13 protein-coding genes are annotated in these 14,441 nt (G+C 61.8%); 1 reads left to right on the forward strand and 12 read right to left on the reverse strand.

The annotated features are described in order from the left end of the window. Positions 1–20: 20 nt before the first annotated feature. Positions 21–1,235: a phosphoserine phosphatase SerB gene (serB, locus tag KGA89_RS06625; protein WP_223470964.1), complete on the reverse strand. Its 1,215-nt coding sequence runs from the start codon at positions 1,233–1,235 to the stop codon at positions 21–23. Between the two features lie 133 nt (positions 1,236–1,368). Here serB and KGA89_RS06630 point away from each other — a divergent pair, with 133 nt between their 5' ends. Further along, positions 1,369–2,886, forward strand: coding sequence for an AhpA/YtjB family protein (locus tag KGA89_RS06630; RefSeq protein ID WP_038859402.1), 1,518 nt, complete (start codon positions 1,369–1,371; stop codon positions 2,884–2,886). Between the two features lie 237 nt (positions 2,887–3,123). Here the strand turns inward: KGA89_RS06630 and KGA89_RS06635 are convergent, their stop codons facing one another. The 11 genes from KGA89_RS06635 to KGA89_RS06685 all read right to left on the reverse strand — a co-directional run bounded on the left by KGA89_RS06635 (position 3,124) and on the right by KGA89_RS06685 (position 14,309). Beyond that, entirely contained in the window at positions 3,124–3,828 is a 705-nt protein-coding gene (locus KGA89_RS06635; RefSeq protein ID WP_003197185.1) for a membrane integrity-associated transporter subunit PqiC, read from the reverse strand. Positions 3,829–4,007: 179 nt separating this feature from the next. After that, positions 4,008–6,272, reverse strand: a complete 2,265-nt coding sequence (parC, locus tag KGA89_RS06640) for a DNA topoisomerase IV subunit A (protein ID WP_003197182.1) — start codon at positions 6,270–6,272, stop codon at positions 4,008–4,010. 10 nt (positions 6,273–6,282) lie between these two features. After that, the gene (locus KGA89_RS06645; protein WP_003197180.1) at positions 6,283–6,804 is read right to left on the reverse strand and encodes a TIGR02281 family clan AA aspartic protease; all 522 of its coding nucleotides are present in this window, start codon (positions 6,802–6,804) and stop codon (positions 6,283–6,285) included. Next, positions 6,801–7,787: an esterase-like activity of phytase family protein gene (locus tag KGA89_RS06650; RefSeq protein ID WP_223470965.1), complete on the reverse strand. Its 987-nt coding sequence runs from the start codon at positions 7,785–7,787 to the stop codon at positions 6,801–6,803. Before KGA89_RS06650 ends, KGA89_RS06645 begins: the two co-directional genes overlap by 4 nt. Then, the gene (parE, locus tag KGA89_RS06655; RefSeq protein WP_003197177.1) at positions 7,787–9,691 is read right to left on the reverse strand and encodes a DNA topoisomerase IV subunit B; all 1,905 of its coding nucleotides are present in this window, start codon (positions 9,689–9,691) and stop codon (positions 7,787–7,789) included. Before parE ends, KGA89_RS06650 begins: the two co-directional genes overlap by 1 nt. 42 nt (positions 9,692–9,733) lie before the next feature. After that, positions 9,734–10,342, reverse strand: coding sequence for a YqiA/YcfP family alpha/beta fold hydrolase (locus KGA89_RS06660; RefSeq protein ID WP_223470967.1), 609 nt, complete (start codon positions 10,340–10,342; stop codon positions 9,734–9,736). 764 nt (positions 10,343–11,106) lie between these two features. Continuing rightward, positions 11,107–11,466 carry a DUF6124 family protein gene (locus tag KGA89_RS06665; protein WP_223470969.1) on the reverse strand — a complete coding sequence of 120 codons (360 nt, stop codon included), beginning with the start codon at positions 11,464–11,466 and terminating at the stop codon, positions 11,107–11,109. Positions 11,467–11,948: 482 nt separating this feature from the next. Beyond that, positions 11,949–12,116, reverse strand: a complete 168-nt coding sequence (locus KGA89_RS06670; RefSeq protein WP_223471200.1) for a nucleoid-structuring protein H-NS — start codon at positions 12,114–12,116, stop codon at positions 11,949–11,951. 217 nt (positions 12,117–12,333) lie between these two features. Next, a complete protein-coding gene (cpdA, locus tag KGA89_RS06675) occupies positions 12,334–13,149 on the reverse strand; it encodes a 3',5'-cyclic-AMP phosphodiesterase (RefSeq protein WP_003197172.1) in 816 nt (271 codons plus the stop codon). 99 nt (positions 13,150–13,248) lie between these two features. Next, a complete protein-coding gene (locus KGA89_RS06680; protein ID WP_003186471.1) occupies positions 13,249–13,701 on the reverse strand; it encodes a DUF1249 domain-containing protein in 453 nt (150 codons plus the stop codon). Continuing rightward, entirely contained in the window at positions 13,692–14,309 is a 618-nt protein-coding gene (locus KGA89_RS06685) for an NUDIX domain-containing protein (protein WP_003197169.1), read from the reverse strand. The genes KGA89_RS06680 and KGA89_RS06685 overlap by 10 nt, the downstream gene beginning before the upstream one ends. Positions 14,310–14,441: the final 132 nt, after the last annotated feature.

Here is a 14,441-nt window from a genome sequence, read left to right on the forward strand (position 1 = left end):
CCACAAAGATTGCGACAGACTCAGAGCTGCCCGTCACGATCCCTGAAGCCCAACAGGTACAACACCCCATCCAGCCCCAAGGTTGAAATCGCCTGCCTGGCCGATTGCTTGACCAGCGGCTTGGCGCGAAACGCCACGCCCAGGCCCGCTATCGCCAGCATCGGCAAGTCGTTGGCACCGTCGCCCACGGCGATGGTCTGTTCCAGGCGCAGGCCTTCTTTTTCTGCCAGTTCACGCAGCAGGTCCGCCTTGCGCTGGGCATCGACGATCGGCTCGACGGCCACGCCGGTCACCTTGCCATCCACCACTTCCAGTTCGTTGGCGAACACGTAGTCGATGCCGAGCTTGGCCTGCAGCTGCTTGGCGAAGTAGGTGAAGCCGCCGGACAGGATGGCGGTCTTGTAGCCCAGGCGCTTGAGTTCGGCGAACAGCGTCTCGGCGCCTTCGGTCAGGCGCAGCGAAGCTCCAATGGAATCCAGCACGCTGACGTCCAGCCCCTTGAGCAGCGCCAGGCGCTCCTTGAAGCTGGCGCGAAAATCCAATTCGCCAGCCATGGCTCGCTCAGTGATGGCCGAGACCTTGTCGCCCACGCCGGCCGCCTTGGCCAGTTCGTCGATGACTTCGGCTTCGATCAGCGTCGAGTCCATGTCGAACACCGCCAGGCAGCGGTTACGGCGGAACAGCGAATCTTCCTGGAAGGCGATGTCGACGTTCAGTTCCTGGGCCACGCTGAGGAACTCGGCACGCAACGCCTGGGGATCCGCCGGCTCGCCGCGCACCGAAAACTCGATGCAACCCTTGCCCTTGTCGTCCGGGGTGTCCAGCGGCATGCGCCCGGACAATCGGTCGATATGGTCGATGTTCAGGTCATATTTGGCGGTGATCGAACTGACACGCTGCAACTGCTCGGCGGTAACCTTGCGGGTCAACAGGGTAACGATGTGGCGCTTCTTGCCCTGGCCGGCCACCCAATGTCGGTAATCGTCCTCGGACACCGGGGTGAAGCGCACCTGTTGGTCGAGCTTGTAGGCGGTGAACAGGATGTCCTTGAGCACCGACTTGCCTTGTTCGGCGTCCGGGATTTCAACCAGGATGCCGAACGACAACGTGTCGTGGATCACCGCCTGACCGATGTCGAGAATGTTCACACCACCCTGGGCCAGAACGCCGGTAATGGCCGCAGTCAGACCCGGACGGTCGCTGCCAGTGATGTTTATCAGGACGATTTCGCGCAAGGCGCACCCCCGCAGGTGGAAAAAAACCGCATTCTACCCACATTCAGTGACCATCGGGCACCGCCAGTGCTTTGCCGGTCATGGGGCTGTCGCTATACTGCGCGTCAATTTCACGGACAAAGAGCCGAGCTCAGTGAACCGGCCCACGCCAGTCAAAACCGACAACTTCTTCCTGCTGATCTTCCGTGCACTGCGTCACCGTCGTGTGCCGATAGCATTGCGCATTGCCAGCCATAACGTGATCTTGGTCGCCCTGGCCCTGGTCATCTACGCCTGCGTGATGGGCTTGCAGTTCAAGCAGGCGATGCACGAGCAGGCCGACGCCCTGGGTGAAAGCCTGACCACCCAGACCGCCACGTCCGCCACCGAGCTGCTGGTGTCCAACGACATCCTCAGCCTCAACGTGCTGCTCAACAACCTGACCAAGAACAAACTGGTGGCCCACGCCGCCATCTACAGCGTGGACAACCGCATCCTCGCCGAGGCCGGCCAGCGTCCCAAGCCAGGCCTGCTGGGCGAGTCCGGCGGCATGTACCAGAGCAAGATCACCTTCCAGGACGTGACCGCCGGGCAGCTGCGCATCAGCCTGGACATGGACCAGTTCCAGCAACCGATGACCATCAGCCTGCAAAGCATGGGTATCCTCAGCGCGATCCTGCTGGCACTGGCACTGGCCTTGAGCCTGCGCCTGGGGCGGCACATCTCCACGCCGCTGTTGCAATTGCGCGTCTGGCTGCGGGACATCGACGAACACACGCCAGCCACCCAGCGCCAGGACGAAATCGGCGATCTGGCCCGGCAACTGCACGCCAGCTTCGCGCCGGAGCCTGAGCCCGTGCCGGAACCTGAAGACATCGACTACGTGGACGACGACGATGCCGAGCCGGGCTTCGAAGTGCGTAACCTGCGCGACCCGGGCTTCGATGAAAGCCAGCCAATGCCTGCTTCCAAACCGGCTCCACGCCACGTGGTACGCACGGTTGAAGACGATGAAGACGACGACGCGTTTGCCGACCTGCGGGACGAGTCAGTCGATGGAACACCTCAACCGGTCGTCAGGCCAGTCGCCTCGAACCTGCCCCAGCACAGTGCCGTACTGGCCGTGCAACTGGGCGCCCAGGACCAACTGCGCCGCCTGCCCCAGGCGCGCCTGAAGGAATTGCTCGAGCGCTACCGCGACTGCCTCGACCAGGCCGCATCGCTCTATCAGGGCGAACTGCACACCCTGAACGATGGCAGCACGCTAATGCTGTTTCACACCGAAGACAGCGGTGACGACTACCTGACCAACGCCATTTGCTGCGGTGAGTTGCTGCGCGCCTTGGGCCACCAGTTGCAGATCGAAGTCGCCGACAGCGGCATCACCCTGCAACTACAATTGGGCCTGACCCTGGGCGATGGCTTGTTTGGCCTGAGCCAGATCGACCTGCTGCTGACCGAAACCGCCCAGGACGCCCTGGCACTGTCGCAACACAGCCGCAACCTGCTGCTGGTGGAGCGCAAGATCAACGATGACGCCCTGATCCGCCAGCGCGCTCGCATCCGCCCCATCGCCAGCCCCGAAGGCGCGTGCTGCGTGGAACGCTTGATGGAACCTTATCCATCAATGCTGGAGCGGCAGTTGGCGCGGATGCATGAGCGCCAGGCCTGAGCCTCAGGACTTGAAATGACGAAGCCCGCAGATGAGTGATTGTCTGCGGGCTTTTTTGTTGCCTTTAGCGCCGCCATCGCGAGCAAGCTCGCTCCCACATTGGATATGTGGCTGCAGGATCCTCCTGTGGGAGCGAGCTTGCTCGCGATGAGGCCGGTACAGGCACCGGAAAACCCAACCGGCAGAAACAACAAAGCCCGCTTCAACGCGGGCTTTGTTTTGCATCCAGTCCTGGCGTCAGAACCTGAACACTTCCATGTCCGTACGAATCGGCAAGGCCATGGGGATCTTGTCCTTATCCTTTTCTACCGGCTTGGCCGGGGCGGGAGCGGCCTTGCGTGGGACTTCTGCGACAGGTGGCTGGTTGGCCAGGGGCTTGAGCGACACGGACAGCTGTTCGGCCAGGCGTTGCAGGAGCACGCCCTGGGCCTGGACCTGTGCCGCCGTGGTGCCGGCATGTTGCTCTTGCAGATGAACGATGCGGTTCTCACGCACCTTGCCACGACGGTCGATCAACCGCCATTGGGCATCGAGCACTGCCGGCTGGGCTTTACCCGAGTCCAGGCGGGTAATCGACAGCAGCACCTGTACATCCGGGGTGAAGCCTTGGGTCGCGGGTGCCAGCACTACACGCTGGCTGTCCAGATGCCCGGCGACCTGGCGCAGCAGCAACTGATCGATGTCGGAAGACAGGCTGCCAGCCCAACGACCGTCAGTGGCGGCCTGCAGGCTGCCGTCCGGTTGGCGTTGCAATAAGGTTTCGCGTTGCAGGTAGTCGGCGATCAGGACCGGCCCCAGCAATACAGCCATGCCTGTGCTTTGCGCAGGCTGGGCCGGGGTTCCGCTGTCCAGTTGGTACAGCGACACCGGCTGGTTCATGCTGCAGCCCGCCAGGCCAAGCAGGCCGGCGAGCCACAAAATAGGGAGGCGCAGAGCAGTCATCGTTCCGTCCAGGTGGCAGCCACAAGGCTTACCACAGTGAAAAAATACTCGGTCATTATGAAGAACGCTCGGCCACGCCGGCGCTTGAAAGGGCCTATCATCCGTGAATATGCGCGCCGACTCCAGCGCGAAAGTATCGATCTGCGGCATTTAATCGCAGACCGAGCCCTCTAGTACGCCTAATTGAGGTTTTCGACGAGCAGCGCATCGACTCGCTGAAACCCCCTTGGGAGCTTGTTGCCCCGCCGACCACGTTCACCCTTGTAATGCTCAAGATCGTCCGCCTTTAACGAAAGCGTGCGCTTGCCTGCCTGTAGCACAAGCGTGGCGCCTTCCGGCAACACTGCAATATCCGTGACATATTCCTCACGACTGGCAACCCGTTCGCCGGAAATCCCAATAATCTTGTTGCCCTTGCCTTTACCCAGCTGTGGCAGGTCGCTGATCTTGAACACCAGCAACCGGCCTTCGGTGGTGACCGAAGCCAGCCAGTTGCTCTCCCGATCGGCCACCGGCCGCGGCGCAATCACCTTGGCGTTGTTCGGCAGGCTCAACAACGCCTTGCCCGCCTTGTTCTTGGCTTGCAGATCCTCGCCCTTGACCACGAACCCGTAGCCCGCGTCCGATGCAATTACGTACAGTCCATCATCATCAGGCATCAGCACGCATTCAAAAGTTGCACCCGGCGGCGGCGTCAAACGACCGGTCAGCGGTTCGCCCTGGCCACGAGCCGACGGCAGGGTGTGGGCCGGCACCGAATAGCTGCGCCCGGTGGAGTCAACGAACACCGCAAACTGGTTGGAACGCCCGGCCGCCAAGGCCTTGAAGCCGTCCCCGGCCTTGTAGGAAAGCCCCGTCGCGTCAATATCATGACCTTTGGCGGAACGCACCCAACCTTTTTCTGACAGTACGACGGTCACTTTCTCGTTCGGCAGCAGATCGTGCTCGCTCAGCGCCTTGGCTTCGGCACGCTCGACGATTGGCGAGCGACGGTCGTCGCCGTAGGTTTCGGCGTCCTTGAGCAGTTCGGTGCGCACCAGTTTCTTGAGCTTGGCTTCGCTGCCCAGCAAGGCTTGCAGCTTGGCCTGTTCCTTGAGGAGTTCATCCTGTTCGGCACGCAGCTTCATCTCTTCCAACCGCGCCAACTGCCGCAGGCGGGTGTCGAGGATGTAGTCGGCCTGGATTTCACTCAGGGCAAAACGGGCGATCAGGCTGGCCTTGGGGTGCTCCTCGGTACGGATGATGTGGATCACTTCATCCAGGTTGAGGTAGGCGATCAGCAAACCGTCCAACAGGTGCAGGCGACGCTCGACCTTGTCCAGGCGGAATTGCAGGCGCCGACGCACGGTCTTGACCCGGAACTCCAGCCACTCCACCAGCAATGCCCGCAGGTTTTTCAACTGCGGCTTGCCGTCCAGGCCGATGATGTTGATGTTGACCCGGTAGCTGGACTCCAGGTCGGTGCTGGCGAACAGGTGCTGCATCAGCGCGTCGTGGTCGACTCGGCTGTTGACCGGGATGATCACGATGCGGCACGGGTTTTCGTGGTCGGATTCGTCGCGCAAGTCAGCCACTTGCGGTGCTTTCGACGGTTTTGCCTGCATCATCGCGGCAATTTGCTCCAAGACCTTGGCCCCGGAAACCTGGTGCGGCAGCGCCGTGACAATGATGTCGCCGTCTTCAACGTGATACACGGCGCGCATGCGCACCGAACCACGGCCGGTCTCATAGATTTTCAGCAGGTCGGCACGCGGGGTGATGATTTCCGCTTCGGTCGGATAGTCCGGGCCCTGGATGTGCTCGCAGAGTTGTTCCACCGTGGCTTTGGGCTCGTCCAGCAGACGCACGCACGCCGTGGCCACTTCCCGCAGGTTGTGAGGCGGCACGTCGGTGGCCATGCCCACGGCAATGCCGGTGGTGCCATTGAGGAGAATATTCGGCAAACGCGCTGGCAAAACCAGGGGTTCATCGAGGGTGCCGTCGAAGTTCGGCCCCCAGTCCGCGGTGCCCTGGCCCAGCTCGCTGAGCAGCACTTCGGAATAGCGCGACAACCGCGCCTCGGTGTAACGCATGGCCGCGAAAGACTTGGGATCGTCCGGCGCCCCCCAGTTACCCTGCCCGTCCACCAGCGTGTAGCGATAGCTGAATGGCTGGGCCATCAGCACCATGGCTTCATAGCAGGCCGAGTCGCCGTGGGGGTGGAACTTACCGAGCACGTCACCGACGGTACGCGCCGATTTCTTGTGCTTGGAATCCGCATCCAGCCCCAGTTCACTCATGGCATAGATGATCCGCCGCTGAACCGGCTTCAAACCATCGCCGATGTGCGGCAAGGCACGGTCCATGATCACGTACATGGAGTAATTGAGGTAGGCATTTTCGGTGAAGTCAGCCAGCGATCGGCGTTCTACGCCGTCTAAGCTGTCTGCAAGAATGTCGCTCATGCGGGCCTCATCAGTTCGTTGTCTGGCGCAGCAGCATGGTGCCGTCGCGCTGGGTAAATTCAAGTTTGTTCAGGGCGCTCATGCCCAGCAGCACTTGCGTGCCACCCAGGCCTGGCGCCACCAGGGCACGGACATCGCGCAACACGATGTCACCCAATTGCAACCGGTCGATGCGGGTGCGATAGCCCTCGCTCAAACCGTTGGCGGTACTCAACGTCACGCCGAAACCCTTTTCCAGCTTGAGGCGCTCGGCCAACTCCACCGGAATCGCCACATCGGTGGCGCCCGTGTCGAGCATGAAATCTACCGGCTGACCGTTGATCTGGCCGCTGGCGACGAAATGGCCCTGTCTATTGCCGACCAACTTCACCTCGATAAACCCTTCGCCTCTTTGCGAATACACCTGGGCATTGGGGTTTTGCTGGCGCTGCTCCCATTGGGCAAAAAACCGCGTTGCCAGGAACAGCGCCGCGCACCAGGCCAATATCATCAACACCCTGCCAGCACGCCTGCCCGGCGGCGACTGACTCATGGCGAGGCGCCCCAGCCCCCGTCCGGCGCGGCGAAGCGCCAGATGATCGGCCGCGTTTCGCCGTCGGCGCGAGCACCGTCGTTGTTGTCCAGGCCGATCCAGGCGCCCTCGGTGTCCACCACCAGCGCTTCGGCCAGCCCATAATCCTGGGAATAACGCCGACCGTCCTGCAACGCCTCGGCGGCGAACGACCAGCACCGCTCCACTTGGGCGGTCTGCGGGTCACGCCGGCAGATCTGAAAGGCGTTGCGCTCCAGGGTAAACAGCTTGCCATTGAACAATGACAAATCAGCAAAATCCCGCGAAACCGCCTTGGCCTTGGGGAACTGCGCCGGCTGCATCTCCAGCCCCGCTTCACTCAGCAACACACAGTTGCCATCGCAGTCCCACACCGTTTGCTGACGCTTGATCAACAAAAGCCCGCGACGCTCACGCTCGGCCGCCAACCACAGTTGGTCACCGGCCGGGTTGACCGCCAAGCCTTCGAATAGCGCATTGAAATGCAACAACATGCCGCTGGCGCGGGCCTGGCGGATCATTGTTGGTGCAATTTTCAACCACGACGCCGGCCCCGCAGGCGGTACCTGCAACACGGCGGCTTGGGACTCGCTGACCACATAGCGATTGCCAGCGCTGTCGCAACTGATGCCTTCGAAATCCAGCTCGCCACCGCGCAGGAACGACGCTGCCCAGGTTCGGGACTTCAACCCCCAGGGTAAACCGCTGTCGGGAACCTCCGGCACCTCGATTTCAACCACTTTGGCTTGCCAGAGCGGAGACTCGGAGGGCGCGAGGCGATAGATCCGATCGTCGTCGCGATCAGATACTGTCCACATTTCGCTGCCGCACAGCGCCAACCCGGACAGATTGCCGCCGCGCATGCCATCGACGGCATGCTCGGACAGCAACTTCAGCTCCGGTGCAGGCCCTGCGACCACAACCCCCGCCCACAGCAACAATGCCAGGGCGAAACCGTTGCGCATCAGGCCAGCACCTCGGCCAGGTCCCCTTTGGATTCGAGCCAGGACTTGCGATCGCCGGCGCGTTTCTTCGCCAGTAGCATGTCCATCATCTCCGAGGTCGCTTCGAAATCATCCAGGGTCAACTGCACCAGACGGCGGGTGTTCGGATCCATGGTGGTTTCACGCAGTTGCGGCGGGTTCATCTCGCCCAGGCCTTTGAATCGAGTGACCTGCGGCTTGCCGCGTTTCTTCTCGGCCACCAGGCGATCGAGAATGCCGTCGCGCTCGGCCTCGTCCAGGGCGTAGTAGATTTCCTTGCCCAGGTCGATGCGGTACAGCGGCGGCATCGCCACATAAACGTGGCCGGCGTCCACCAGCGGGCGGAAATGCTGGACGAACAAAGCGCAGAGCAACGTGGCGATGTGCAGGCCGTCGGAGTCGGCGTCGGCGAGGATGCAGATCTTGCCGTAGCGCAGCTGGCTCATGTCCGCGGCGCCCGGGTCGACACCGATGGCCACCGCGATGTTATGCACTTCCTGGCTGGCCAGCACTTCGCTGCCGTCCACTTCCCAGGTGTTGAGGATCTTGCCTCGCAGCGGCAGGATCGCCTGGAACTCCTTGTCCCGCGCCTGCTTGGCCGAGCCGCCGGCGGAGTCACCTTCCACCAGGAACAGCTCGGAACGCATCGGGTCCTGCCCGGCGCAATCGGCGAGCTTGCCCGGCAATGCCGGGCCCTGGGTGATGCGCTTGCGCTCGACCTTCTTGCTGGCCTTGAGGCGGCGGCCGGCGTTATTGATTGCCAACTCTGCCAGGGCCAGGCCGGTTTCCGGGTTGGCGTTGAGCCACAGGCTGAACGCATCCTTGACCACCCCGGAGACAAACGCCGCCGCTTCGCGGGACGACAGGCGCTCCTTGGTCTGGCCGGAGAATTGCGGTTCCTGCATCTTCATCGACAGCACGAAGGCGATGCGCTCCCAGACGTCTTCCGGCGCCAGCTTCACGCCACGGGGCAGCAGATTGCGGAACTCGCAGAACTCGCGCATGGCATCGAGCAAACCCTGGCGCAACCCGTTGACGTGGGTGCCGCCCTGGGCCGTGGGGATCAGGTTGACGTAGCTTTCCTGGACGCTTTCGCCGCCTTCGGGCAGCCATAACAGCGCCCAGTCCACGGCTTCCTTGTTACCAGCCAGGCTGCCGCAGAACGGCTCGTTGGGCAGGCGCTCGAAATCGTTGACCGCGTCCACCAGGTAAGAACGCAGGCCGTCTTCGTAATGCCACTCGACTTTCTCGCCAGTGGCCTTGTCCTCGAAACTGACCAGCAACCCCGGGCACAGCACGGCCTTGGCCTTGAGCACATGCTTGAGGCGGCTGACGGAAAACTTCGGCGAATCGAAATACTTCGGGTCCGGAGCGAAATACACGCTGGTCCCGGTGTTGCGTTTGCCGACGGTGCCGACCACTTCCAGCTCGGTGGCCTTGTAGCCGTCGGCGAAGGTCATCTGGTATTCGTTGCCGTCACGCTTGACCCGCACCCGCACCTGGGTCGACAAGGCGTTGACCACGGAAATACCCACCCCGTGCAGACCGCCGGAGAACTGGTAGTTCTTGTTGGAAAACTTGCCGCCGGCGTGGAGCTTGGTGAGGATCAGCTCGACGCCCGACACACCCTCTTCGGGGTGAATGTCCACCGGCATGCCGCGGCCATCATCGCTGACTTCCAGCGAGTGATCGGCGTGCAGGATGACCTGCACCGAACGAGCGTGCCCGGCCAAGGCTTCGTCGACACTGTTGTCGATGACTTCCTGGGCGAGATGGTTCGGCCGACTGGTGTCGGTGTACATGCCGGGGCGCTTGCGCACCGGGTCGAGGCCCGAGAGGACTTCGATGGCGTCTGCGTTATAAGAGCTAGCGCTGGGAGTGGCCATGGGGTCTCGTCGTCAGTGTTCAATGAAAAAGGGGCGATGGGCTCACAGCGACGTGAAGTCGATCGCCTGGTACAAATCGGCGCCAATGCCGGCAAAACTCAACAGCGCCGGCAACTGCTGGGCAAACCCTTGGAAACTGTGGTCGCCGCCGGCCTGGATGCGCAAGGCACAGGCGCGGTAATACTGTTGGGCGTGGCGATAATCCAGCGTTTCGTCACCGGTTTGCAACCATACCTGAAACCGCTGCGGATCCCGGGGCGCCGGCACTTGCAGTTCGGCCAGGGCCGTGACGTGGTCGTGGGTCAATTCCCAGGTTTCATCGGTGTACAAATTCTTTTGCGTGCCCAGGTAACCGTCGAACATCCGATGCGGGCTGACGGCAGGGTTGACCAACAGGGCCTTGAGGCCGTGGCGCTCGGCCAAGTGAGTCGCATAGTAGCCGCCGAGCGAGCTGCCGACCAGCAGCGGGCGCCCCAGTTCTGTAATCGCCTGCTCCAACTGACCGATGGCCTGGCGGGGGTGGTGATGCAAGGCGGGCACCTGCAACTGGTCGCTCAGGCCCAGGCGTGCCATCACGTCGACCAGCTGACAGGCTTTGGTCGACGCTGGGGCGCTGTTGAAGCCATGGATATAAAGGATCGAACCCGACATTGCCGACTCCCTGGGTGTTGGGCAAAGGCCGGAGTTTACAGGGAGATTGCGGTGGTTGGGGGGATTTGACCGTGTTGTCGCCGCCTATGAATCGTCGATCACAGCACCTGTGGGAGCAAAGCTTGCTCGCGAGGCGGCCTTGTAGCCGACCTGTTTCCCCGATTGTACTCCGATCAACTGTGGGAGCGAGCTTGCTCGCGATGGCGGTTTGGTGTCCGACCAGGTTCTCCCAGTTGTACTTTGATCAAACTGTGGGAGCGAGCCTGCTCGCGATGGCGGCCTGACAGCCGGGCAGGATTTTGTTGACCGGGTGCATATCCATTGCTGCGGTAACGGCCACTTAGGGTTCCGCCCTGACGGCGGCTCACTTTTGAAAAGCGCAAAAGTAAGCAAAACGCTCCTGCCCCACCACTCGGTGCCTCGCCTAGGCTCGGCATGCCCTCACTCCGGCATTGCTCCGTGGGCCGCCGCGAAGGGCCATCCATGGCCCAGCGCGGCTAACCCGGCATCCATGCCGGGTTGCCCACTGCACAATGCCTGCGTTCGGCCATCGTGGTTAACGGGGCGTCCGAGATCAACGTCCACCGCGAGGCGGCCTAGTAGCCGACCTGGCTCTCCCGGTCGTACACCCGTCAGACTTGTTTGAGCAGGACCTGTGGGAGCAAAGCTTGCTCGCGAGGCGGCCTGACAGCCGACCTGGCTCTCCCGGTCGTACTCAGATCCCATTGTGGGAGCGAGCTTGCTCGCTTCTGCGCGCGGAGTGGTCAGGGTTGTGTATTGACGTTGTCCAGCATCCGATTCGCCAATAAAGCGCCCAGCTCGATCAGTTGCTGAATGCCAAGGGCAACATGGCGTCGCGAGCCTTTCAGGTCGAAGGCAAGGTCACTGACCATGGCATCGGCTGAGGCCAGGGTTTCGCTGAGGTTGGCCAGCAGGCTTTCGGTGTCGACGCCGTCCACGACGGTGAACAGTTGACCTGAGGGCTTTTTCTTTTTGGCTTGAGGTTTGGGGTCGAGATAGAGGTCGATGGCGCGCTTGGCGGCTTCATCGAGTATCGGGGGAATCTGGCTGGCTTCGGGAGAAATGGAATCTTTTTTTGTTGGCCCAGAGTTATCTTCAGACATGTTGGCGCTCCACTAGGATTGAAATAACGCCCTTCTACTTTCGGGTTTCCAGGCCCGGTCGCTGAATTTGCAGCGACGGGAAAAGACTAGCGATAGCCCTTCCCACCCGGCAACCGCCAGAGCTCGTCGGAAAAATCTGCTTGAACCAGGAAGTGTGTCCGACCATTCCCACAATCCTGGTCGGCTGTCAGGCCGCCATCGCGAGCAAGCTCGCTCCCACACAGGTTTTTGGTTGTTTATAAGATCAGTGTCCACCGCCGATCCCTGTGGGAGCCGAGCTTGCTCGCGATAGCGGTGGGTCTGCTTGCATCCATGCTGAATGTGCCGCCGCATTCGCGAGCAGGCTCGCTCCCACAATGGGATAGGAGTACGACCGGAAGAGCTAGGTCGGCTATCAGGCCGCCTCGCGAGCAAGCTTTGCTCCCACAGGTCCTGCTCAAACAGATCTGATGGGTGTACGACCGGAAGAGCCAGGTCGACTACTAGGCCGCCTCGGCGTGGACGTTGATCTCGGGCGCCCCGTCAACCACGATGGCCGAACGCAGGCATTGCGCAGTGGGCATCCCGGCATGGATGCCGGGATAGCCGCGCTGGGCCATGGATGGCCCTTCGCGGCGGGCCCACGGAGCAATGCCGGAGTGAGGGCACACCGAGCCTTAGCGAGGTGCCGAGTGGTGGGGCAGAAGCGTTTTGGTTACTTTTGCGCTTTTCAAAAGTGACCCGCCGTCAGGGCGGAACCCTAAGCGGCCGTTACCGCAGCAATGGATATGTACTCAGTCAGGCCGCCATCGCGAGCAAGCTTTGCTCCCACAGATCTGAAAGATGTACACCCGGGAGAGACAGGCCGGCTGTCAGGCCGCCTCGTCCTCAGTACCCGTTGGAGCCATAGTCGGGGGTAAACGCAAACCCAACCACCCGCTCAACCCCCGTCTCCAACCGCCCATCCGGCAAAAGCCGCAACCACCGATACCCAGGCGCCTGCGAGCCCACCGCAAAATCCTCACTCCCCGGCTCAAACTGAATACAGGTCGAAGGCGAAGCCAACAAACGAACCCCCTCGCGCATCCGGTCAACCTCCTGGTGCACATGCCCCCACAACACCGCCCGCACCTGGGGAAACCGATCCAACACCGCAAACAGCGCCTCAGGATTACGCAACCCAATCGGCTCCATCCACGCACACCCAATCGAAACAGGATGATGATGCAGGCACACCAAGTGATGCCGCTCCGGCGCCTCGCTCAAGGCATTGGCCAACAGAATCAACTGCTCCTCGGCCAAAAAACCCGGCACCGAACCAGGCACGGCGGAATCCAGCATCGTCACCCGCCAGTTGCCAATGTCCACCACCGGATTGAGCAACGTGCTCTTGACCGCCGCCTCAAGCATCACCTGCGGCTCATCATGGTTGCCGGGAATCCACCGCGCCGGCGCATCGATTCGCGCAGTCAATTGCCGAAACGCCGCGTAGGACTCCAGCGTGCCGTCCTGGGACAGATCCCCGGTGGCGAGCATCAGGTCAATGTCCGGCTGCTGCTTGAGCACCAAATCAATGACCGCCCACAAACTGTCACGGGTATTCATGCCCAGCAACGAGGCATCGGCCTCGGCGAACAAATGGCTGTCAGACAGTTGGACCAGCAACGCCGCATCGGCAGTGGTCAAGCTGGATACGCTCGGCAAATCGCTCTCTCCCAGGCGCAGTCACGCCGTTGCATGAAACCGCAATTATGCTGGGGGATGATCGAAAGGGGAAACCCGCGAACCGGAACCGGTTCACAACTACCGAACGACTTCGAACTCGTGGCCCAGCGCCAGGCAATGACTCAGCCACTCGCCCAGGAACAGGTTCAACTGGGCTTTTTCATCCGGCTGGTGCATTGACGCATTGGGGTAAGGATAGATGCCGCGAAAGCGTCGTGCATGTTCGGCGCTGACGACTTCGGCCATGCGCGCATCGTGATAGACCTGGACCTCCAGCTGCGGCACCGGCAGCCAGGGCAGGCTGTGCTCCTGGCGCACTTGCAGCGTGGTGGTATAGGGGCAAGTCTGCAACACTTCCAGAGCCAGCACGCCCAGCATCTGGTCGCCGTGGGTCACGGCGATACGCCGCGGCGCCGGATCGTTGCGCATGTCCGGCAACAAGCGCATCAGGCGGGCGTAGTTGGCCTCGCAGGCGGCCTGCAACCCCACCAGATCGACGCGATAGCGATCGCGCAGCTTGTTCAGGACCATAGCCCCCTCACTTCCTCGCGGTTCAAGGCCAGCCATTGCAGGGCGATGATGCTCGGTGCATTGCAGATTTGTCCGTCGCGCACAGCTTGCAGGGCATCTTCGAAAGACCAGACCTTGACGCGGATATCTTCCGCCTCTTCCACCAGGCCATGCAGCCCGCCCGCCCCCGTGCTGTCGCAACGCCCCAGGTACAAATGGACGAATTCATCGCTGCCGCCCGGGGATGGAAAATACTTGGTCATCGGCCAAAGCGCAGCGAAGGCAAGCCCAGCTTCCTCCTGCGCTTCACGATGAGCAACTTCTTCCGGTTGTTCGTCCTTGTCGATCAGGCCGGCCACCAATTCCACCAGCCAAGGGTTGGCGATCTTGTCCATGGCGCCGACGCGAAACTGCTCGATCAACACCACTTCATCGCGCTGCGGGTCGTAGGGCAACACGCACACCGCGTCATGGCGCACGAACAATTCACGGCTGATTTCGCGGCTCATGCCACCGGCAAACAATTCGTGACGCAAGTGCACACGGTCGAGTTTGTAGAAACCCTGGAAGCAGCTCTCGCGCTTGACGATGTCCACGGTGCTCGGTGCGGCGTTGGCGAAATCGGTCATGACAATCCTCGTGTGCAATGGATCAATACGAGGTTCCAACCTCGGCTTCGCGCCATCCTAACGCGCCCGTACCCTTTGATGCAGCCCCTTTCCACTCATCGGGATGGACGGCAGAAGGTGAAAGAACTCTAA

It is taken from the genome of Pseudomonas sp. A-RE-22, from assembly GCF_019956035.1.
Lineage (GTDB): Bacteria > Pseudomonadota > Gammaproteobacteria > Pseudomonadales > Pseudomonadaceae > Aquipseudomonas > Aquipseudomonas brassicacearum.

Bases quoted from the DNA above. Each gene is read 5' to 3' on its own strand.
- parE (WP_003197177.1), bottom strand. From the start codon at position 9,691: ATGGCCACTCCCAGCGCTAGCTCTTATAACGCAGACGCCATCGAAGTC.
- KGA89_RS06635 (WP_003197185.1), bottom strand. From the start codon at position 3,828: ATGACTGCTCTGCGCCTCCCTATTTTGTGGCTCGCCGGCCTGCTTGGC.
- KGA89_RS06650 (WP_223470965.1), bottom strand. From the start codon at position 7,787: ATGCGCAACGGTTTCGCCCTGGCATTGTTGCTGTGGGCGGGGGTTGTG.
- parC (WP_003197182.1), bottom strand. From the start codon at position 6,272: ATGAGCGACATTCTTGCAGACAGCTTAGACGGCGTAGAACGCCGATCG.
- KGA89_RS06645 (WP_003197180.1), bottom strand. From the start codon at position 6,804: ATGAGTCAGTCGCCGCCGGGCAGGCGTGCTGGCAGGGTGTTGATGATA.
- KGA89_RS06680 (WP_003186471.1), bottom strand. From the start codon at position 13,701: ATGGTCCTGAACAAGCTGCGCGATCGCTATCGCGTCGATCTGGTGGGG.
- KGA89_RS06665 (WP_223470969.1), bottom strand. From the start codon at position 11,466: ATGTCTGAAGATAACTCTGGGCCAACAAAAAAAGATTCCATTTCTCCC.
- KGA89_RS06660 (WP_223470967.1), bottom strand. From the start codon at position 10,342: ATGTCGGGTTCGATCCTTTATATCCATGGCTTCAACAGCGCCCCAGCG.
- KGA89_RS06685 (WP_003197169.1), bottom strand. From the start codon at position 14,309: ATGACCGATTTCGCCAACGCCGCACCGAGCACCGTGGACATCGTCAAG.